This is a genomic window from Streptomyces hygroscopicus subsp. hygroscopicus (genome assembly GCF_001553455.1).
Taxonomy (GTDB): Bacteria; Actinomycetota; Actinomycetes; order Streptomycetales; family Streptomycetaceae; genus Streptomyces; species Streptomyces hygroscopicus.
Map to the genome: position 1 here is coordinate 13,159 of NZ_BBOX01000193.1, position 19,811 is coordinate 32,969.

The 19,811-nt window shown below is 70.7% G+C and carries 15 protein-coding genes and 1 pseudogene; 4 read left to right on the forward strand and 12 right to left on the reverse strand.

Annotation, left to right across the window (positions count from 1 at the left end):
- Positions 1 to 10: 10 nt before the first annotated feature.
- Genes AXW62_RS20565 through AXW62_RS20575 form a run of 3 tightly spaced genes read right to left on the reverse strand, consistent with a single transcriptional unit; the run spans position 11 to position 6,208 of the window.
- On the reverse strand, positions 11 to 3,511 hold the full coding sequence (locus tag AXW62_RS20565; RefSeq protein WP_060945828.1) for a pPIWI_RE_Z domain-containing protein: 3,501 nt from the start codon (positions 3,509 to 3,511) through the stop codon (positions 11 to 13).
- On the reverse strand, positions 3,504 to 4,589 hold the full coding sequence (locus AXW62_RS20570) for a pPIWI_RE_Y domain-containing protein (protein ID WP_159060927.1): 1,086 nt from the start codon (positions 4,587 to 4,589) through the stop codon (positions 3,504 to 3,506). The genes AXW62_RS20565 and AXW62_RS20570 overlap by 8 nt, the downstream gene beginning before the upstream one ends.
- A 56-nt stretch (positions 4,590 to 4,645) precedes the next feature.
- A complete protein-coding gene (locus tag AXW62_RS20575) occupies positions 4,646 to 6,208 on the reverse strand; it encodes a PD-(D/E)XK nuclease family protein (protein ID WP_060945841.1) in 1,563 nt (520 codons plus the stop codon).
- A gap of 39 nt (positions 6,209 to 6,247) precedes the next feature.
- Between AXW62_RS20575 and AXW62_RS20580 the strand changes: the two genes are divergently transcribed.
- Complete coding sequence (locus AXW62_RS20580; protein ID WP_159060928.1) at positions 6,248 to 7,150, forward strand: serine/threonine protein kinase; 903 nt, start codon at positions 6,248 to 6,250, stop codon at positions 7,148 to 7,150.
- 30 nt (positions 7,151 to 7,180) lie between these two features.
- Here the strand turns inward: AXW62_RS20580 and AXW62_RS20585 are convergent, their stop codons facing one another.
- Positions 7,181 to 9,931, reverse strand: coding sequence for an AfsR/SARP family transcriptional regulator (locus AXW62_RS20585; protein ID WP_060945831.1), 2,751 nt, complete (start codon positions 9,929 to 9,931; stop codon positions 7,181 to 7,183).
- 241 nt (positions 9,932 to 10,172) lie between these two features.
- On the opposite strand from AXW62_RS20585, the gene AXW62_RS44045 reads away from it, so the two are divergent.
- The 3 genes from AXW62_RS44045 (at position 10,173) to AXW62_RS20595 (ending at position 11,673) form a co-directional block, all read left to right on the forward strand.
- Entirely contained in the window at positions 10,173 to 10,331 is a 159-nt protein-coding gene (locus tag AXW62_RS44045) for a hypothetical protein (RefSeq protein WP_159060929.1), read from the forward strand.
- A 305-nt stretch (positions 10,332 to 10,636) separates the two neighbouring features.
- Positions 10,637 to 11,401 (forward strand): hypothetical protein, encoded by a 765-nt coding sequence (locus tag AXW62_RS20590; RefSeq protein ID WP_159060930.1) that lies wholly within the window; start codon positions 10,637 to 10,639, stop codon positions 11,399 to 11,401.
- Complete coding sequence (locus AXW62_RS20595; protein ID WP_060945833.1) at positions 11,398 to 11,673, forward strand: helix-turn-helix domain-containing protein; 276 nt, start codon at positions 11,398 to 11,400, stop codon at positions 11,671 to 11,673. Before AXW62_RS20590 ends, AXW62_RS20595 begins: the two co-directional genes overlap by 4 nt.
- 150 nt (positions 11,674 to 11,823) lie before the next feature.
- Here AXW62_RS20595 and AXW62_RS20600 read toward each other — a convergent pair whose 3' ends face one another.
- The 8 genes and pseudogenes from AXW62_RS20600 to AXW62_RS47165 all read right to left on the reverse strand — a co-directional run.
- Positions 11,824 to 13,167, reverse strand: a complete 1,344-nt coding sequence (locus AXW62_RS20600; RefSeq protein ID WP_060945834.1) for a class I SAM-dependent RNA methyltransferase — start codon at positions 13,165 to 13,167, stop codon at positions 11,824 to 11,826.
- A gap of 371 nt (positions 13,168 to 13,538) precedes the next feature.
- On the reverse strand, positions 13,539 to 15,635 hold the full coding sequence (locus AXW62_RS20605; RefSeq protein WP_060945835.1) for an APC family permease: 2,097 nt from the start codon (positions 15,633 to 15,635) through the stop codon (positions 13,539 to 13,541).
- 79 nt (positions 15,636 to 15,714) lie between these two features.
- Positions 15,715 to 16,830, reverse strand: coding sequence for a cytochrome P450 family protein (locus tag AXW62_RS20610; RefSeq protein ID WP_252368667.1), 1,116 nt, complete (start codon positions 16,828 to 16,830; stop codon positions 15,715 to 15,717).
- Entirely contained in the window at positions 16,812 to 18,197 is a 1,386-nt protein-coding gene (locus tag AXW62_RS45935; RefSeq protein WP_252368668.1) for a cytochrome P450, read from the reverse strand. The genes AXW62_RS20610 and AXW62_RS45935 overlap by 19 nt, the downstream gene beginning before the upstream one ends.
- 110 nt (positions 18,198 to 18,307) lie before the next feature.
- On the reverse strand, positions 18,308 to 18,919 hold the full coding sequence (locus AXW62_RS20620) for a GTP-binding protein (protein WP_060945837.1): 612 nt from the start codon (positions 18,917 to 18,919) through the stop codon (positions 18,308 to 18,310).
- Positions 18,897 to 19,253: a DUF742 domain-containing protein gene (locus AXW62_RS20625; RefSeq protein WP_030834332.1), complete on the reverse strand. Its 357-nt coding sequence runs from the start codon at positions 19,251 to 19,253 to the stop codon at positions 18,897 to 18,899. The genes AXW62_RS20620 and AXW62_RS20625 overlap by 23 nt, the downstream gene beginning before the upstream one ends.
- Positions 19,250 to 19,678: a roadblock/LC7 domain-containing protein gene (locus AXW62_RS20630; protein ID WP_060945838.1), complete on the reverse strand. Its 429-nt coding sequence runs from the start codon at positions 19,676 to 19,678 to the stop codon at positions 19,250 to 19,252. Before AXW62_RS20630 ends, AXW62_RS20625 begins: the two co-directional genes overlap by 4 nt.
- Positions 19,675 to 19,811: pseudogene (locus AXW62_RS47165) on the reverse strand (ATP-binding protein); the annotation flags it as partial. The gene AXW62_RS20630 and the pseudogene AXW62_RS47165, both read right to left, overlap by 4 nt.

Here is a 19,811-nt window from a genome sequence, read left to right on the forward strand (position 1 = left end):
AGTTCGGCGCTTACGGATGGGCGGGTGCAGGGACGAGCAGACGGGTGAGCATGCGCCGGAGCGGTTCGTACAGGGCGCGGGCGATGAACTGCTCCTCCGCGCTCTTCGTGCTGCCGTCGAAGTACGGGTCCAGCACGTCGAGCATGCTGTGCAGCAAGCTGGAGGCGGGGGTGTCGGTTCGCGGTGGTACGACTCCGCGGTTCGGGGCGAAGGCGGCGTCGACGAAGACCACCCGGGCCGGTACGCCGCCGCGCACCAGCCGCCCGATCACCTGCCACATCAGGACCAGGATGTCCCAAGTGACCTGCTCCCGCGCCCCTTCGTCGAGGCGGCTCCACGCCATCGAGCGGGCGAGCACCTGGTACCAGCGCGAACGGGCGATGCGGCGGACCTCGTCGGCACCTTCCTCGATCGTGGCCTGTCCCCGTACCCAGATGTCGAAGTCACCGCCGGTGACGGCGCGGACGATCCAGTCGTTGACGGCGTGGACGGCCAGGGACAGGTCCTCGGGGTGCGGATTGGGCCGTGCCAGGAAGTAGACCGTGCCGATGGCCGCTTCGTCGTCATCGTTGAGGATGTTGTGGCCCCGCTCCACGGCCAGCAGAGGCGCCACGAGGATGTCCGCACCGAGGTCCTTCAGGTGCTCGACGTCGCCCCGGCGCAGTGACCGGGCGCGGTAGGCGGACGGCGCCTCGTCCTCCGGGGCGATCTCCTCATCGTCCGAGACCAGGCACAGCACGCTGTCGCGCCAGCGGGAGTTGAGGTTGTGCAGGGTGTCGGCCACAATGCGCGCCTCGGTGTAGCTGCCGACCAGCAGGAGGATCTGGTCTCGCCCAGGAGGAAGGGAGAGCAACTCGCGCTCCAGTGGGCCTCCCTCGAGGGCGTCGTACTCTCCCGCGCCGAGGTGGGTGGCGATGCGGCGCAGCTTTTCGGGGCGGTCGTCCGGGTGGGTTCCCGACAGGCGCAGCTTCTCGTCGCCGTCGTCGATGAACTCGAAGCGCATCAGGCTCTCGTCCGCGATGCGTTCGGTCACCTCGGCCGACGGCTCGATGACGACACCGACCGGCACGCAGACGTGGTAGCGGCTGGACGCGCCCGCCCAGCTGCTGCCGGACATGAGCAGCAGATGGGCGCCGGGCCTGCCGTCGACGGAGGCGAGGTGAGGCATGGCGCGCAGCAGCTCACGTCCGACGCCGCTGCAACGGAAGAAGGTCAGCTCGCCGCTGCGGACTCCGCCCTCGTCCTCGCCTGGGACCCTGAACTGGAAGCCGAGTACGTTGCCCATCGGAGCCTCCGGCACCATCGGGCCGTAGTCGAGCGGCCGACGGTACATCGTGTTGTAGCCCAGGCTCAGGGCGGCCTCGACGCGGGGCCACATTGCGTTGATCATGGCGAGCGGGGGTTCCAGGGCGCTGAGCAGCAGCGTGAACTCGAAGCGTTCGGCGAGCTTCTGCCGCCACTGCTCGGGGGTCTGTGGCGGTGGTCCGGGCTTCCGGCGGCTCCCGCGCTTCTTCTGCCGTTCCCCCTCCTCGCGCTGCCACTCGTCGTACTTCTCCTGGTACTCCTGCTTCCGGGTGGCCATGTACTGCGGGTCGATATGGAAAACCTCGTCCATGACTTCGGTCAGATGGCGGCGGGTGTTCTCCGGGTTGCCGGTATGAAGCAGTTCGTTGAGGAGGGCGGTCAGCCGGCTGAAGTCCTCCTCCGTCCTCCGGCGGCGGTCGCCGAAGGGGTTGTCGCGGAAGGCGTCGAGAAGCTTGCCGAGGGCCTGCCTGGGGGCATGGTTCCGGTGTTCCGGACCGCTGTCGCCGGGGAGTTCGTAGCGTTCGTCGAGCAGTCCGAGCTGGAGCGTCCACCCGCTGAAGTAGCCCGTCCGCACCCATTCACGCAGCTCGTACCCGGCGACGAGCATCGCGTACAGCCGGTCAGTGGCCGCTGCGGCGGTGTTGAGGGCGGCGGCGAAGGTCTCCACGTCCCGTTCGGAGAGCTGGGTGCGCCCGCTCGCAGCGAGTTCCCGGATCTTGTGCCGGCTCAGCTGGTCGATGAGGCCCTTGTCCTCGTCGCTGGCGAGGACAACGGCGGGTGCGAATGTCTGGTCGAGTTGCATCTGCACGCGGTCGGCCTCGTCGATGATCACGAGGTCGCTGCGGCGGCAGGCGAGTTCGAGGTAGCGGATGCGCTCGCCGTTCTGAGGGCGGGGCGGCGAGGCATCGATCAGTCCGGCCGGCGTGGCCACCCAGATCAGTGCGCCGACCAGAGTGCGGGCTCCATGGTGCCGGGGGCAGGCGGACCAGTACGGGCAGCTCGTCACCCTCTTCTGCCATTCGGAGGCCCGTCCACCGCCTTTGTCGCGCCGCGGGTCCGACGGTGGCCGGAGCCGGGAGCAGGGCGCCTCGCCGAAGGCGAGCGGCTCGGTGGACGAAGTGGCGCCCCGCCGCCTGACGTTGAGCACGCAGGAGGTCCCGAGGTAGGCGAAGGCGGGGTCGTCGTGGGCGAGCAGCCGGTGCTCGCCTCGGCCTGCCAGCCGACGGTGCAGCCGCTGGGCGTGCCGCTCCCGGCCGGAGGACCCGAGCACGGGTGCGGCGCCGTCGGTGTAAAGATTGTAGAGCCGGACCAGCTTCAGCACCTCCGCGACGTCGGTGACCACGATGGTGGTGCGCTTGCCGAGTTTGGCGAGATGGACGGCGACGATGTCGCGCAGCGTGCTCTTGCCCGCGCCGACGATGCCGAGCAAATGCTGGATCCCGTCGATCGTGAACGTGAAGTCCTCATCCTTGCCGACCTTGTGAAACGTGCCGTTCTCCTTGGTGGACAGGTCGAAGGCCCGCAGCCGCTCCAGCCAGCACGGCGGCCTTCCCTCGCCGACGCGGGCGTGCGTGGCGTCCATCTCCGCCGCGGTGCGCTCCAGACTCTTCCTGGTGAAGGCCAGGGGCTCTCCGCCGCCGGCCGGTTCCAGGTCCATGTCGTGGGCGACAAGGGGGGTGTAGGGAACGCGCGGCAGGTCGACGACAGCCAGGGTGCGGCTGACGGGGAAGGCGTACGATCCCTGGCCCGCGACCGGCATGGGTTGGCCCGCGAGCGGCGGGGCGACACGCAGCAGTTGCTCGTAGACGGGAAAGCGGTCGCCGGCGACGGAGAGTTCCCGGCGGGTGGCGGGCGACTCGGTGTCCGGTACGTCGTAGCCTCGCACCCTCGGGTCGAACAGCTGGTAGCTCTCCAGCGCCTCGCGCCAGGTACGGCCCCTGCGCAGTGTCCACAGCGAATACCGGGCGACACGCAGCGTCCGCGTGGTGTCCGGCGGCAGCGGTGCTCCGTATGCCTCGGCGAACCCGTATCCGCTGAACAGTACCCAGGCACTGCCCGCGGGGGTGCCCGGCATCAGCTTCTGCTGGAGGTACAGACCGAGTTCCACCTGGCACAGGGCTTCCAGGGCAGGCTGCGGGACGGACGGCCCCAGGAACGCCTTGAGTGCGCGGAGTACGTCGGTCAGCGGCGGGGTGATGCTACGCATCGTCCTTCTCCTCTTTCCGGGCCCGTCCCAGGTCGGGCACGAGGTCCACGGGCGTGGTGAGCACCAGCCGGTCCCGCAGGAGTGCGGGAAGGGCGTCGGTGAAGGCCTCCCGGTAGCCGTCCCGCCCGGCGAGCCCGTCCGGGACCACGACGAGGGTGCGGTCCGCGAGGGGCGCGCTGTCGGTGAGATGTGCGGCAAGAAGCGCCGGCTGCAGGCGGTCGTACACCTGGATGTCCACGATTCCGGGACCGGTGCCCCTCAACCGGTAGGCGGACAGAGGCCCCGACAGGGCCTCGTGGTCGATCCCGGCGCGATCCAGTGCGTCCCGGGCAGCCTCTTCGGTCCGGTGCGGTAGTGCGAGGAACGTCCGCAGCGAACGCCGCAGAATCCACGCGTGGTCCGGCTCGCGGATCAGTTCCAGAGGGTCGTCGCGCGGGCATTCCTCCCCCTCGCACCAGATCTCCGCGTCGGTGTCGGACGGCCCGGGTACGGGCACTGCCCCGTCCCGGGGCAGCGCGGGGAGCCCGCATGAGGGGCACAGCAGGAAGACGTCGTCGACAAGCAGGGATTCGGGCAGCGGCCCGTAGAGGTCCTTGACCCGGCTCCAGACGGCCTTGTTCCAGCCGAGCCCGAAGCGGTCCCGCTGGTGGACCACGGGGCGGCGGGCCAGGAACCTCCGGCACTGCCGGTAGTGCTCGCCCCTTCCACACCGCGCTTCCAGGTCGTCCAGAAGCGCGCGGGCGTGCGCCGCCACACCCCCGTCCGGCCCGTACGAGGCGATTTCGAGGCACGAACGGGTCGGCATTCGGCCAACCCGGTGCACCAGCGTCGTGCCCGGGGTGACCAGGGAGACGGGAACCGCGAAGAGCGGATCGCCGGCCGGCCTGGTCCTGCACCACTCCCACAGTTCCGGAAGGCTCCTCGGCGGTGTCTCCCCGACGTCAAGGCAGTGCATTACCGTGCGGTCCAGCGCACGCTGGGCGAGGCTGGGATAGGGCAAAGCGAACGAGCGGAGTCCCTGGATCTCGGCGAGGGCCGCCACCATGCGGGCGAGCTCTTGGAAGAGTTCGCTGCCCACGCACTCGGACGCCTCCCCGGTGTCCGGCCGGCCGGCCCGGCGAGCCGCCCCCACCCTCATGCCGCGGCCTCGGTGGCGGGCGACGCCGAGCACCAGCGGGCCACTTCGCACCGCTCGCAGGAGCGTCCGGGCACGGCCGCGTAGCGGTCGTCCCCGTGCCAGTCGGCCACCATCGCCCGCAGGACTCCCTCCGCCGCGGTCCGGTTGGCGGAGGCGAAGGGGTCGATGATCTGCAGGTCGGCACCGCCGGGGCGCAGCACCTCCAGCTCGACCCGAGCACGGGACGGAGCGCCGCCCAGGTCACCGCGGGCGATCAGCACGACCGCCAGGGCCAGTTGGGGGTAGAGCTCCAGCCGGGGGCGGTTGGACCGCCGGTCGGTGGCGGAGGTTTTGGTCTCGCGCCATACCCATGAGTCGGCGTCCCGGTAAAGCAGGTCAGGTGCGGCGATCACCACCACGTCGGCAGCGGTGTCGTGCCGCACCACCCGGGGTTCGGTCCGCACGTCCGTCCCATCCCCGACGCATCGCAGCGGGCAGACCGCGGCGTGCCGCCGCAACAGGAGGGCGCCGAGTGTGCGTTCGTGGTCGGGCAGGTCGAACCCGTCCGGCACCCACTCCTCGGGGACCTCGACCGTGCACGGTCGTGGCGATCCGTGGCCATGCCGGTCGGCGAGGTAGGCGTGCAGGGCCCGGCCGCGCTCGGCCGTCACCTCGCGCTCGACGGAGTCCGCCGTGGGCAGGTGCAGTCGGCGCATGTGGTCGCGGGCCGGGCAAGCCCGGTAGTTGCGTCCGTTGGTCACCGACCAGGTGCGGCGGGGCCGGTCCGGCGCCTCGATGCCCAACAGTCCGGGCGCCGCGCGCAGGGCCGGACAGACCGAAAGGTAGGGGCATCCGCCGCAGGCGGACCCGGGGCGGTATTCCCGTCCGTCCAGTACGCCGGCCAGGGCGTCGGGGCCATACTCGCGGTACCGGGCGAGCGCCTGCTCCCGGCTACCGGCAAAGAGCTCCCGCGTACGGCCATCGAACAGCGCGAACTCCACGATCCGTACGTGCTCCGGCGGCGGCCCGGAGGTGCCCTCGGCCAGCACCAGGGCAACGGCGGCGGTGAATCCGTCGGGCGGCAGGTCCCGGTTCAGGCGGTGCACGGGCAGACGGAGTTCACGGTAGGCACCATCGGCGGAGGCCAGGCAGCGGCCCCACACGGTGAAGCGGTACTCCCGGGCGTTCCGCGGGTCGGGGCCGGACGGCCGGTAGCGGTACGTCCACGGCTCGGGGACCTCGTTCAGGGGGCGTTCCGGGTCGGTGGGGAAGGCTGCCTCGTACATCTTCACGCCATGGTCCGTCCAGGTCCTCAGGCCGTCGTGCGGGGGCGCGGTACGCGTCCGGGGCGGGCTGCCGGGCCGGAAGCGGGCGTCGCAGGCAGCCATGAAGGGGCCGAGGGCGAAGTGCTCCAACCGCTCGCGGCGGCGCGGTACGGGGTCGGCGGTGTGATAGCCGCGGGTCTTGAGGGCGTCGGCGGCGGGGCACCGGAATTCTCCTCCCTTGAACATTCCGGTGGATACCGTGATGACTTCGGAGGTGCGGGTCACCCCGTCGGGGGGCAGCCATGGCTGTGACATCTCCTGCTCCATTTCCGTACGGAGGAAAGAAGGATGACCATGAGGGAGATCGAGGAAATCGGCAATGTGGAGAAGCGTTATGAAGTACTGGACATGTTCGGTGACGGCGGTCAGGGCGACCTTTTCCTGGGCCGTGACCGCAGGAGCGGGGAGAGGGTGGCATTGAAGCTTCAGAAGCCCCGGGATCTCGGCCCAGAGAGCGACTTCTCCTGGGCCGGTAGGGAGCTTCTCAAAGAGGGCTCCCGCATGAAAATGCTTACAGGAATTCAGGCGATTCCCGAGATCATCGCCACCGGGACGCACCGAGGGCGTCGATGCCTGGTCATGGAATTCGTCGAGGGACGCCAACTTCAGAATGTCCTGTTGGCGGCCCGGCCCGTCAGGCATCCCGGGACTGTCGCGTCCGTCATCGGCCAGCTGTGCGAAATTCTGCGGGAAGTGCACGACCGGAATCTGGTGCACTGCGATCTCAAACCCGAGAACGTCATCGTGCAACCAAACGGCCGTCTCCGTCTCATCGACATGGGCCACGCGATCACAGCCGGCGTGAAGACATCCTGCGAGCGCGGCACGCGTGGCTGGGCCTCCCCCGAGCAATCCGACGCGTGCACTCCAGGTTTGACGCGGCAGGCGGACATCTTCGGGCTCGGCTGCATTCTGCTGGAGATGACCGTCATGCGGCTGCCCTACGGCGGACTGGAGGAGCGGGCGGAACCGGGTGGCCCGGTACTGCCGGCCGACCTGCTCGCCAAGCTCCCCCCGGAGTTCGCCTCCCTCGCGCTGTGGATGGTCCGGTGGGAGGCGGAGGAGCGCCCGGCGGATGTCCGCGTCGTGTTCGACCGGCTCCGCCCGTACCTGCCCCGGCTGGGCTCACGGCGGCCGTCGAAACGGCTGCGCCCCGACCCGACCGAGTACTACCGAACACATCCGCCCCAGCTGTGACGGTGACCCGGCAGTCGCCAGGCGGGCGGGTCACCTCAGCCTTTCCAGCAGCTCCCGGACCTCCCGTACGCCTTTGCCGCCCATCAGCTCTCGCAGCACGATGACTCTCTCCAGCTCCCGTACCGCCTCTTCGGAATTGCCGACGGACACCAGGACGTCCGCGAAGAGCAGCCGTGCCTTGTCCTCGTTCGGCCAGTTCTCCTGTTCGCGGTAGATGTCGCAGGCCCGTCGGTACAGGGAGACGGCCTCGTCCCGCTCGGAGCGCGTCAAGTGCACCTTGGCCAGAGTGAACAGCACGTCGGCCAGGCCACTGCGCTCCACCGTGCGCTCCACCACACACAGGGCGTCGGCGCACCGGCGGAGCGCCCTCTCATGATCGCCCTGGTCGTGGTGGAGCGCGCCGAGGGCGTTCAGAGTGGCCGCCTCCCCGACCGAGTCGGATACCTCCCGGCACAACTCCAGTGCCTGGCACAGCGCTTCCTCCGCCCCCGTCCGGTCGCCCTGCTTGCGTAGGGTGATCCCGAGCCGGTGCAGCGACCGGGCCAGACTCAGCCGGCCTGCCTCGCTGTGGTCCTCCTCGCTGAGCCGGACGGCCCGGCGCAGGTGGCCCACGGCCGCGTCGTACTTGCCGAGCCGCCACTGTGTCCCTGCCAGCATCCGGTAGACCATGGCGCAATCGACCGGGGCGGCGGCGGATTCCGCTGCGTCGGCGGCGTACCGAAGGTTCTTCAGCGCGTCGTCGAGGAAGCGGCGGCGCCACTGATAGGTGACCAGAGCCATCGAAAGCAGCCATTCGTACCGTTCGATGCCCTGGCCTATGGCTAATCGGATGCCTCGCTGGACGGCGGCGTACTCCTCGTCCAGGAACGCCATCGCCTGTCCCGGTTCTGCGGGGTCGGTGACCGTGACCCCGTCGGGCTCGCCGATGGGCAGGGTGCGTTCGTGGTCGAGCACCCTGTCGCAGGCGCGGACGTTGTGCAACTGGTGTTCGAGCACCTGCCGTACGGTCGCCCGCTCGAGGTACGCCGTCTCGCTCTCCGACCCCGGCTGCACGTGCTGGCGGGCGAAGGCCCGCACCAGGTCGTGCAGCCCATAGCGGTCGCCCCGGAGCTCCACCAGGTTCGCCGCCACGAGCTCCGTCAAGGCACGGTCGGTGCGCGTCCCTTCGCCCACTGCCCTCCCGAGGTCCATCACCGCCTCCCAGGAGGCGCTGGGCCCGGGGTGGACGGCGAGCTGCCACAGCAGCAGCCGGGCCTCCTCACCAAGCACGCGTACGGAGCAGTTCAGCGCGGCACGGACGGACAGTTCGTGCTCCGGCAGATGCAGGGTGTCCAGCTTCGCCCGCTCCTCCTTCATCTCCCGCGCCAGGGCGGGAGTGGTTCGCAGCGGACGCGCACCGCCTTCCAGGAGCCGAGCCACCACGGCGAGGGCCAACGGCAGCTGGCCGCAGAGGCGGACCAGATCGCTGAAGGCCTGGGCGTACTTCGCCCGGTCCTCGGCCGACACCTTCTCCTGGAGCACCTCCAGGGCGTCCGCCTCTTGCAGCGGCTCCATCTTGCGGAATAGCACCTTTCTCTCGGACTGCAGGCGCAAGAGATCATTGCGGCTGGTGATGATCACGGCGCAGGTGCCGTCGCCAGGGAGCAGCGGCAGCACCTGCTGGGCGTTGAGCGCATCGTCGAGGACGATGAGTACCGAACGGTGAGCCAGTGCCGACCTCAGCGCATTGCTCTTGCTCTCCGGCCCGGTCACCGCGGTGTAGGGCGGCAGCGCGGCCAGGAACCCGTCCAGGACCTCGTCGGGTTCGGCTGGCCGCACGTCTCCGTCGGCGAACCCGTTCAGTCCGGCGTAGAGCACCCCGTCGGGGAACCGTTCCCGAAGCCGACGGGCGAGGTGGTGGGCCACCGTGCTCTTCCCGACACCCGCCATGCCGCTGATGAGGACCAACGCCAGGTTGCCGGCGTCCTGTTCCTCGCACACGGCCTCAACGAGGCTGCGAATCAGCTCGTCCTGCCCCACCGGTCTGCGTCTGCTGCCGGGCAACTGGTCAGGTACGGGCGGCAGGAGCGTCCCGCCCGGCCGGTGGGCGACTCCCCGGACCTGATCGATGGCGCTCTGCAAGTCGGCGTCCGGCTTTCCGTTGCGCTTCGTCCACCCTTTGATGAGCCGTTCACGTCGGCGCTCGGGCAGGTCGTCGTGGGCGAGCAGGTAGAACCGGAAGATCTGAGGCAGTTCGGGTGCGCGCTCGAACCATTTCTCCGTCTCCTCGCGGAGCCATTTCTCCTGCCTGGACCTCCAGGCGGCATCCAGCCGGGCGTACACGGCGGCCATCAACTCCGCCCGCAGCGCCTCCCGGCGCAGATGGAGACCGCTCTCGGTCAGCCCGCGCAGGGGTTCGTCACCGTCCCACTCCTCCAGGGCCACACCGAGTTGCTCGAACCGCTCCGGATGGCTCAGCCCCGCGGCCCTCGCCACCCCGTCGCGGAAGCGGAGCAGGTCGACGCCGCCCTCCGGCACGCGGAGTGTGCAGTAGCCCGACCTGCCGCCATGGGGCACGACCTCCCGGCCCAGTTGTTTCCGCAGGTCGGAGACGACGCGGTCCACCCGGCCGCCCGCGTTCTCGTCGCCATCCCAGAGGACTTCGGCGATTTCCTTCCTGGTGCATCGGCAGCCCGGTGATGTCACCAGAAGCGCGAACAGTCCAGCTGCCTTCGAGTCTCCGAAGACCCTTCCGCCGCCGTCCCCTTCGACTCTGACCGGGCCCAGCACGTGCCCCTTCATCGCCTTTCCCTTCTCCGCACCGAAAGCAGTGATCCGGCCCCTCGACGGCGCCCCCTACTTTTGTGCGCTGCGGTGTGCCGCTTCACACACGCTTGCTCCTTCACGCCCCGGGTCTCAGTTTTCCCTCAGTTTCCGCTCCGCGGCCTCGTCCCGTCCCCGGGCACGATGGCACCAGCCGCTCGCAGAAGCGCGATACGGCGGCGTAGTCATATCGACCTATCAGGAAGGAAACGCAGGCACTATGAACAACCGTCAGCGAAAGCGTCGGGCGAGCCGTCTGCGCCAGTCCCCCGACTGGCCGCCGAGCCGCCGCCGGCGGGCGGCCAACCGGACCGAGGACACCACGTCGGCGATCCCGCGCACCGAAGCGCCGGACGCCTCCCCCTCCGACACCGCCTGATCTCCACAGCTCGTGGGTGCCCGTCCCGGGCGGGCACCCACCCACCTCGGCGCCCCTCTGCACTACTCCGACCGGCGAGCTCGCGGCCTTTCCGCACCTGTCACACGCTCGTGGTCGAAGGCGGCGATTCCCGGCCGACAAAACCAACACCGCATACGTACGCATCGAAGTGAGGCGTCTGGGACTGCTTCCCGCTCCATTCGCATTTGGGGCGATGTGACCACCTCGCAGCACTTCAGCCCGTCCAGCACCCCGACATCTCCAACACCTTCGGCACCTTCAGCTCAGAGAGAGGATATTTCCTGATGTATCCACCATCCAGCAGTATGTTCGCCTCGGTGAGGCGGTACTTCGACGACCCCCGGGTCGGTGACGCGGTCCTCGTGACCATTCCTACGGACACCGAGGGGGCGGAGCCGGTCCGGCTGACCGCTGCCGAGATGCACGATGCCTTGTACGGGCCAGGCTCCGACCCGCAGTTCGCCGCCGCAGTCTGGAAGGAGGTACTCAGCACCGCGCTGAGTGACCTCGCTCCACACGGCACCGGGAAGCTCCTGGTGATCTGGCTGGCCCTGCCCCGGTTGACCAGGACGGTCCACCGCGTCTGCACGCGCCTGCGTGCCGATCGGTCGGACGTGGAGGCCGAGATGGTCCTGGCTCTCCTGGAGGAGCTGGCGGCCCCGGAGGCCGCGAGCCGCCTCAACGACTCCTCCCTGATCCACGCAGCGCGCACCAGGGCGTGGCGCTTCGCCCGCGATGGCTTGCGGGACCTCCCCTCTGCCCAGGTCGAGCGCATCGCCGAGGATCGCGCGCGCACCGCGTCCGACGGGGAGGCGGACGCTATGGCAGAGGAGGGCCTAGACGTGCGGGTCGACCGCCCGGACGGCCCGGACGGGCTGCGCACACCGCTGCGTTTCCGGGTGCGCCCGGAGCATATGCGCAGTGGTGCCTTCGCAGACACCGACGGCAGGACGAGGGACCGTTCGACGCGCCACGGCCCCCGGGAGAAGCGGCGGTCCGGGCGCCGCGTGAGCACCCGGCCGGTCCGTCCTGCGAGGAGGCGAGGATGAAGGACCCGGCAGTGGGCCGACTCAGTTTCACCGAGATGTTCGACCTGCCTGTCGCAGTGGACCTGCGGACGGCGGCCCGAGCTCTCGGGATCGGCTCGACGACCGCCTACCGGCTGATCCGCAACAACGAGTTCCCCTGCCCCGTCCTGCGCGTCGGAGGCAGGTACAGGATTCCGACCAACGAGCTGATGCGCGCCCTGGGGATCGAGGACGGTCCGTTGTACAGCGTGGACCTGGAACTGGACACGGACGGCCCGGGCGCCGGCTTCTGACAAGGAAATGAAGAGGGGCCTCGCGCCCCCCGTGCGGCCCCGTGGCATCAGTCACGAGGCCGCACAGCTTGACAGGATCCGCGTCATGCGCTCCCGAAAATGGGTCGATCCCACCATTGCCACACCTGAGCAGCCTAGGAAAATCGCAGGTCAGGCGCCTTTTGTGGCAGGCTCTAGCACCGCCACGCACTCCACGTGGTGGGTGACCGGGAAGAGGTCGAAGGCGCGCACCCGGCGCGGGGTGTAGCCCGCCTCGCGGAAGTACCTCAGGTCGCGGGCGAGTGCCGCCGGATCGCAGGCGACGTAGGCGATACGGCGGGCGCCCAGGGCGGCGAGCCGGGTCACCGTCTCCTTGCCCGCGCCCGCGCGGGGCGGGTCCAGCACGATCAGGTCGGCCTCGGTGATGCCGGTGCGCGGCAGCACCTGTTCGACCTTGCCGTGCTCAATGCGGACCCGCTCCAGGTCCTGGAGGTTGTGGCGGGCGTCCTCGACCGCGCGCTTGTTCGACTCGATGCCCAGCACCGCGCCGCGCTCCCCCACCCGCTCGGCGATCGCGCCCGCGAAGAGACCGACGCCGCAGTACAGGTCGAGGGCCGTCTGGCCCTTGCGGGGCATCAGCCCCTGCATGACGGCCTCGACGAGGACGTCCGCCGCCTTGGGGTGGACCTGCCAGAAGCCGCCCTCGCCGACCCGCCAGGTGCGGCCCGCCGCGCGCTCGCGGACGAAGGGGCGGCCGTGGACGCGGTGGACGGTCCTGGTGCGCTCCCGGCCGCGCGACTCCCCGATCCGCAGCACCGAGACCGGCCGGTCCAGCTCGACCAGCGGCAGCCGGCCGCCGGGGCGCGGGGTGAGGACGACCTGCCGGTCGGAGGAGCCGGTGGCGGCGATGGCCTCCACGGTGGCGATCTGGGGCCATTCGCGCTTCTCGACGCCGAGTTCGCTGACGCCGGGGGCCGCGATCAGGCAGTGGTCGACCGGCTCGACCTCGTGCGAGCGGTGGCGGCGCAGTCCGGGCCGGCCCTGCTCGTCCACCGCGTAACTCACCCGGGTCCGCCAGGCCGGGACCTCGCCGCGGGCCACCTTGTCGCCGGGCGCGGGCTCGACCGTGCCGTCCCAGCCGGCCTCCTCCGGGGTGAGCCCCGCGAGCCGGCCCAGCTGCTCGGCGATCACCTCGGCCTTCAGCCGGCGCTGGGCGCCGGGGGCGACGTGCTGCCAGTCGCAGCCGCCGCATTTGCCGGGGCCTGCGAAGGGGCACGGCGCCGCCACCCGGTCCTTGGAGGCGTCCAGCACCCGCACCGCGTCGGCGCGCAGGAAGCGCGCCCGCTCCTCGCCCTCGGTCACCCGGGCGACGACCCGCTCGCCGGGCAGCGCGTGCCGGACGAACAGCACCTGGCCCTCCGCGGTCCGGGCGATGCAGTGGCCGCCGTGTGCCACCGGGCCGACCTCGACCTCGTACTCCTCGCCGACCAGCGATGCCCTGGGTTCACTTTGCATGGCGGGTTCAGGCTCCAGAAGGGGTGAGGGGGCGTGGTGGGACAACAGCCCACCAGTCTACGTCGCGCCGGACCCCGCCCCGTCACGGCGGCGGGAGGGCGGGGACCGGCGCCCGGCGAAGGACGGCGCCCGCCCGGAGGACAGCGCCCAGCCAGAGGACAGTGTCCGGCCGGAGGGCAGCGCCCGCCCGGAGGGCAGCGCCCAGCCGGAGGGCAACGCCCAGCCGGAGGACGGCGCCCGGCCGGAGGACAGTGTCCAGCCGGAGAACGGCGCCCGCCCGGAGGACAGCGCCCGGCCAAGGACAGGGCCGGAGGCCCGGCCCCGGCCTGCCCGGGGGCTCGGCCGGAGGGAACGGTGCCCGGCCCGGGGGCCTACCGCCCCGGAACCTGTGAGGTGACGTCCGGCTTCTCGCCCTTCGGTCCCTTCTCGCCCTTCTCCCGCTTGGCCGGGATCACCGGACCGCGCCGCACCGACCCCGGGGCGTTCCACTCGGCCCGCTTGCGCGCCCGCTTCCGGGCTAGCTCCGAGGAGTCCAGCTGCCACGGCACGGAGGTCACCATGACCCCCGGGGTGAACAGCAGCCGGCCCTTGAGCCGCAGCGCGCTCTGGTTGTGCAGCAGGTGCTCGTACCAGTGGCCGACCACGTACTCGGGGATGAAGACGGAGACCACATCGCGCGGACTCTCCCGGCGCAGGCTCTTGACGTAGTCGATGACCGGCCGGGTGATCTCGCGGTAGGGCGAGTCGAGGATCTTGAGCGGGACGTCTATGCCGCGCTCGTGCCACGCCGCCTGGAGCGCCTTGGTCTCGGCCGGGTCGACGTTGATGCTCAGCGCCTCCAGCCGGTGGGAACGCATCAGCTTGGCGTAGGCCAGGGCGCGCAGCGTCGGCTTGTGGACCTTGGAGACCAGGACGATGGAGTGCACCCGGGAGGGGCGCACCTCCTCCTCGTCGGGCTGCTCGGTGGCCGCCGCGAGTTCCTCGGAGACGCCGTCGTAGTGGCGCCTGATGGCCGTCATGGTGACGTAGAAGATGACCATGCCGAGCAGGGCGACCCAGGCGCCGTGAGTGAACTTCGTCAGCAGCACCACGACCAGCACCAGACCGGTGAAGAAGGCGCCGAAGGCGTTGATCGCGCGGGAGCGGACCATGCGGCGGCGCACGTTCGGGTCCCGCTCGGTGGCCAGATGGCGGTTCCAGTGCCGCACCATGCCGGTCTGGCTGAGGGTGAAGGAGACGAAGACTCCGACGATGTAGAGCTGGATCAGCCGGGTGGAGTCGGCGCCGTAGAGGTAGACCAGGACGGCGGCGGCCGAGGCGAGCAGCACGATGCCGTTGGAGAAGGCGAGACGGTCGCCCCGGGTGTGCAACTGCCGGGGCAGGTAACGGTCCTGGGCGAGGATCGAGCCGAGCAGCGGGAAGCCGTTGTACGCGGTGTTGGCGGCCAGGAACAGCACCAGCGCGGTGGCCGCGGCCAGCACCACGAAGAGGAACGAGCCGTCGCCGAAGACCGCCGCCGCGACCTGCGAGATCACCGGGTTCTGGGTGTAGTCGGCGCCCAGCGGGGCGCCGTCCTTCAGCAGGTCGCGGGCGGGGTTCTCGGCCATCTTGACGTCGGTGGTCAGGGCCAGCGTGATGATGCCGATGAACATGGCCACGGCGAGGCCGCCCATCAGCGCCAGCGTCGTCGCCGCGTTCCGGCTCTTGGGCTTGCGGAAGGCGGGCACGCCGTTGCTGATCGCCTCGACGCCGGTCAGGGCGGCGCAGCCGTCGGAGAACGCGCGCAGCAGCAGGAAGATCAGCGCGAAGCCGGCCAGCCCGCCCTGCTCGGCGTGGACCTGGTAGCCCGCGGTGGGGGCCTTCATGTGATCGCCCAGGACCAGCCCGCGGTAGGCGCCCCAGAGGATCATCAGGAAGACGCCGCTGACGAAGACGTAGGTGGGGATCGCGAAGAGCTTGCCGGACTCCCGCACGCCCCGCAGGTTCATGAGCGTCAGCAGCAGGATGATCCCGACCGCGCACAGTGTCTTGTTCTCGACGATGAAGGGGACGGCGGAGCCGAGGTTCTCCACCCCGGAGGAGATCGACACGGCGACCGTGAGGACGTAGTCGACCAGCAGGGCGCTGGCGACCGTCAGACCCGCCTTGGGGCCGAGGTTGGTGGTGGCGACCTCGTAGTCGCCACCGCCGCTCGGGTACGCGTGGACGTTCTGGCGGTAGGACGCGACCACCGTGAACATCAGCACGACGATGGCAACCGTGATCCACGGGCTGTAGTGGTAGGCCGACGCACCCGCCACGGACAGGACGATCATCACCTGTCCCGGCGCGTATGCGACGGAGGACAGGGGGTCGGAGGCGAAGACGGGGAGCGCGATGCGCTTGGGGAGGAGGGTCTCCCCCAGCTTGTCGCTGCGCAGGGCCCGCCCGATCAGGATCCGTTTCGGGAGGTCGGTCAGTTTGGACACGCAGAGGATCGTAAGGGGTAGCCCCGGCCCCCGCCCACCCCGGGGAAACCGGGCGGGCGGGCGAGCGGCCCGGGGCCGATCAGGACAGCCGCACCGGCAGGCTGCGGTAGCCGTTGGAAATGAAGGAGTCCACCGGCGTCAGCTCGTCCGGCCCGACCGCGAGCGAGAGCCCGGGGAAGCGGTCGAAGAGCGCCGGGAGGGCGATGGCGGCCTCCAGCCGGGCCAGGGGGGCGCCGACGCACAGATGGACCCCGTGCCCGAAGGAGAGGTGGCTCTTGGGCTCCCGGGTGACGTCGAAGACGTCGGCGTCCTTCCCATGGACCTCGGGGTCGCGTCCGGCGGCCGCGTAGCCGGCCAGGATCGCGTCGCCCTGGCGCAGCACCACCCCGTCCTCGAGGGCGATGTCCTCGACGGCGTAGCGCAGCGGAACGTGGGCGACGGGGGCGGAGTGCCGCAGTGTCTCCTCGATCACGTCGTCCCACGGGGCCCGGCCGGTGGTGACGAGTTCGAGCTGCCCGGGGCGGGTGAGCAGGGCGTGGATGGCGTTGCCCAGGAGGTTGACGGTGGTCTCATGGCCGGCGGTGAGCATCAGGGCGAGGGTGTCGCACAGCTCCCGTTCACTGAGCGCCGAGTCGTTCTCGTCGCGCACCGCGATCAGCCCGCTGGTCAGGTCGTCACCGGGGCGCTCGCGCTTGGACGCCACCAGCTCGTCCATGATCGCGAACATCTCCTCGAAGGTGGCGGTGACCTCCTCGGAGCCGGCGGAGGTGTGGAAGGCGCTGTCGGCGAACCGGCTCATCCGCTGCCGCAGCGCCTCGTCCTCGAGCCCGAACAGCTCACAGATCACCTGGAGCGGGAGCGGGTACGCGTAGCCGTCGCGCAGATCGGCCGTCTCCCCGGGCGGGGTGGCGGCCAGCCGGTCCAGGAGCTCGGCGCAGATCCGCTCGACGCGCGGCCGCAGGGCGGCGGTGCGCCGGGCGGTGAACGCCTTGGCGACCAGAGTGCGCAGCCTGCGGTGGTCGGTGCCGTAGGCCGTGAACATGTTGCGCACCCCGACCCAGCTGATCAGGGGCCAGTCGGCTGGGATCTCACCGTTGATCCAGGTGGGCCAGTGCTGGTTGGGGTCCTTGGAGACGCGCGGGTCGGTCAGCAGCTTCTTCAGCAGATGCTGGCTGCTTATTGCCCACGCCACCACTCCCCCAGGGAGTTCCACGCGCGCCGCCGGGCCTTGCTCCCGGATGCGGGCGACTTCGCCGTGGACGTCCCGGCCGGAGGGGTCGAGGACAAGGGGACGGGACTGGTGGACCATCGGTTCTCTCCCTGGGGCTCGTCTGGCTGGGGTGGCGCGGACACTGCTGCGGTAGGGAGCTGTGCGGCGGGCCCGGGGGCGGGCCTGGCCAGGACCGGGAAGCGGACCGGCAGGGCCGTCAGGGCCCGGTGGAAGGGGCCCGGCCGCCAGGTCAGCTGCTCGGCGGGGACGGCGAGTTCCATGTCGGGGAGGCGGTCGAGGAGCTTTTCGATGGCGACGGAGGCGATGACCCGGGCGGTGCCGTCCGCCGGGCAGCGGTGCGCGCCCACGCTCCAGGCGAGGTGGGAACGGTTGCCGGTACGGCCCGTCCCGGCCAGTGCGGGGTCGTTGTTGGCCGCCGCGTAACTGGTGAGGACCGGTTCGCCCGCGCGCACCTGGACGCCCCCGAGCCGGAGGTCGTACCGGGCGAACCGGGTGCCGAAGTTGGCCAGCGGCGGGTTGGTCCACAACACCTCGTCCAGGGCGTCCTGGACCGGCAGGCTGCCTCCGGACAGCTCACCGGCGAACCGGTCGTCCGACAGCAGCAGGAGCAGCGCGTTGGAGATCAGGTTCATCTGGGCCTCGGTGCCGGTCGCCAGCAGCAGGGCGATCTGCTGCACCAGCTCCTCGTCGGTCAGCTCGGCCGGATGCGCGATCAGCCAGGAGGTGACGTCCGCGCCGGGCTGCCGGCGCTTGGCCGCGATGAGGTCCGCCAGGTAGCGCAGCATGTCCTCGTTGGCCCGGGCCGCCTCCCGGCTGGTGGCGTCGAACAGGATCCCCATGAACCGGACCAGTTCGCTGCCCCGCTCGGGCGCGGAGCCGAAGAGCTGGTTGAACACCAGCAGCGGGATGATCGCCGCGTACTCGCTCAGCAGATCGGCCTCACCGCGCTCCGCGAAGGCGTCGATGACGGTCTCCGCACTGCGCTCCACGTACTCGCTCAGCGCGTGCGGATCGATACGGCTGTGGCTGTCGTTGATCGCGCCGCGGTAGCGGGCGTGCGCCTCGCCGTCGCTGAACAGCGCGTTGGGCCGGTACATCATCATGCCCAGCACCGGGCTGTCCGCGGGGACCCGGCCGTCGTTGAGGGCGGCCCAGTTGCGGGGGTCCTTGGCGAACCGGTCGGTGTCCCGCAGCACGTCCAGCGCCAGGGAGTAGCTGGTGACCAGCCAGGCGTCCACGCCCGGGGCGAGTTCCACCGGCGAGACCGGCCCCGACGCCCGCATCCGCGCGTAGTACGCGTGCGGGTCGGCGGCGAAGTCGGCGCCGTACATAGGCACCCGGGCCCCGCTGCCGCCGGGGCCGAAGGCCGGTCCGCCGGCGTGCGCCGGGCAGCCCGGCGGCGGGACGGTTCCGGTGGCGGCCTCGGCGTCTGGGCGGTAGGTCACGCTTGCTCCTGGGAGATACGGGCCTGACGGGACTGCAGATGCTGCACGAGCGCGATCAGCGCCTGGGTGGAGGAGGTCCGGTCCCGGGCGTCGCAGGTCACCAAGGGCGTCTCCGGCAGCAGGTCGAGGGCCTCCCGGACCTCGGACTCGGCGAAGCGGGGAGCGCCCTGGAAGTGGTTGACGGCGACGGCGTACGGCAGTCCGTGCTCCTCCAGGACGGCCATCACCGGGAAGGACTGCTCCAGCCGCCGGGTGTCGGCGAGGACGAGCGCGCCCAGCGCCCCGTGGGTCATGTCCCGCCACAGCCGGGTGAAGCGCCGCTGCCCCGGCGCCCCGAACAGGTACAGCACCAGCGACTCGCTGAGGGTGAGCCGGCCGAAGTCCATGGCGACGGTGGTGGTCGTCTTGTCCTCGGTGCCCCGGAGGTCGTCGACGAGCGCGCCGGCCTGCGTCATCGTCTCCTCGGTGCGCAGCGGCCGGATTTCGGACAGCGAGCCCACGAAGGTGGTCTTGCCCACGGCGAAGTGGCCGACGACGAGGATCTTCGCCGCCACCCGCACCGTGCCGGGCAGGTAGACCGCGCGGTCAGAGGCGAGCGCGGAGCCCATCCAGCACCTCCTGGAGGAGCTGGGTGTCGGGGAGTTCGGCGGCGGGGATCGGGGACCGCGCGGAGATGTGCCCGCTGTCCACCAGGTCACCGAGCAGGACCTTGGTGACGCTGACGGGCAGCTCCAGATACCCGGCGACCTCGGCGACCGAGAGCGCGCCGCCGAGACACAGCTCCATGACCCGCCGCTTCTCGGGGCTGAGCCCGGTGAGCGGCCGGTCGGGGTGGGCCATGACCAGGGTCACCAGGTCGAAGGTGTTGCGGGTCGGGTAGGCGCGGCCGTCGGTGACGACGTACGGCCGTACCAGTCCTCGTTCGCGCCGACCCGGACTCATGCGGGACTGCCGATTCCATGCCGCGGGATGCCCTGCCGCGGCGGGCTGGTGAGCTCCTTGCCGAGCCGGTCCACCAGCTTCTGCATCCGGTAGCTGACCGCCTCCATGTCCACGGCCTCGGTGGCCGAGACGGCCAGGTACGCGCCGGGTCCGGCGGCGATCAGGAAGACGTACCCGCCAACGAACTCGACCAGCGTCTGCTGCCAGGGCGTCTCGTGCGGATCGCAGAACTCGGAGGTGGAACGGCTGATCGACTGGAGCCCGGAGAGCGCGGCGGCCTGGCGCTCGGCCTCGTCACGGGCGATGCCCTCGGAGTGCGCCCGTAGCATCCCGTCCGCGGAGAGCAGGATCGCGTGCCGTGCCTCCGGCATCTTGACGACCTCGTCGAGCATCCAGCCGAGCTCATTGGTGAGATGGTCGTTCATGCCTGGCGGTTCCCTTCTTCGTGGTGAGGGGCGGAGTCTCGGGTGGCGGCGCGGCCGGAGCGGGTACCGCGGGCGAACGCGCCCATCCGCGAGGCGGTTTCCTCCGCCGAGCGCACGCGGTGCGCACCGGTGC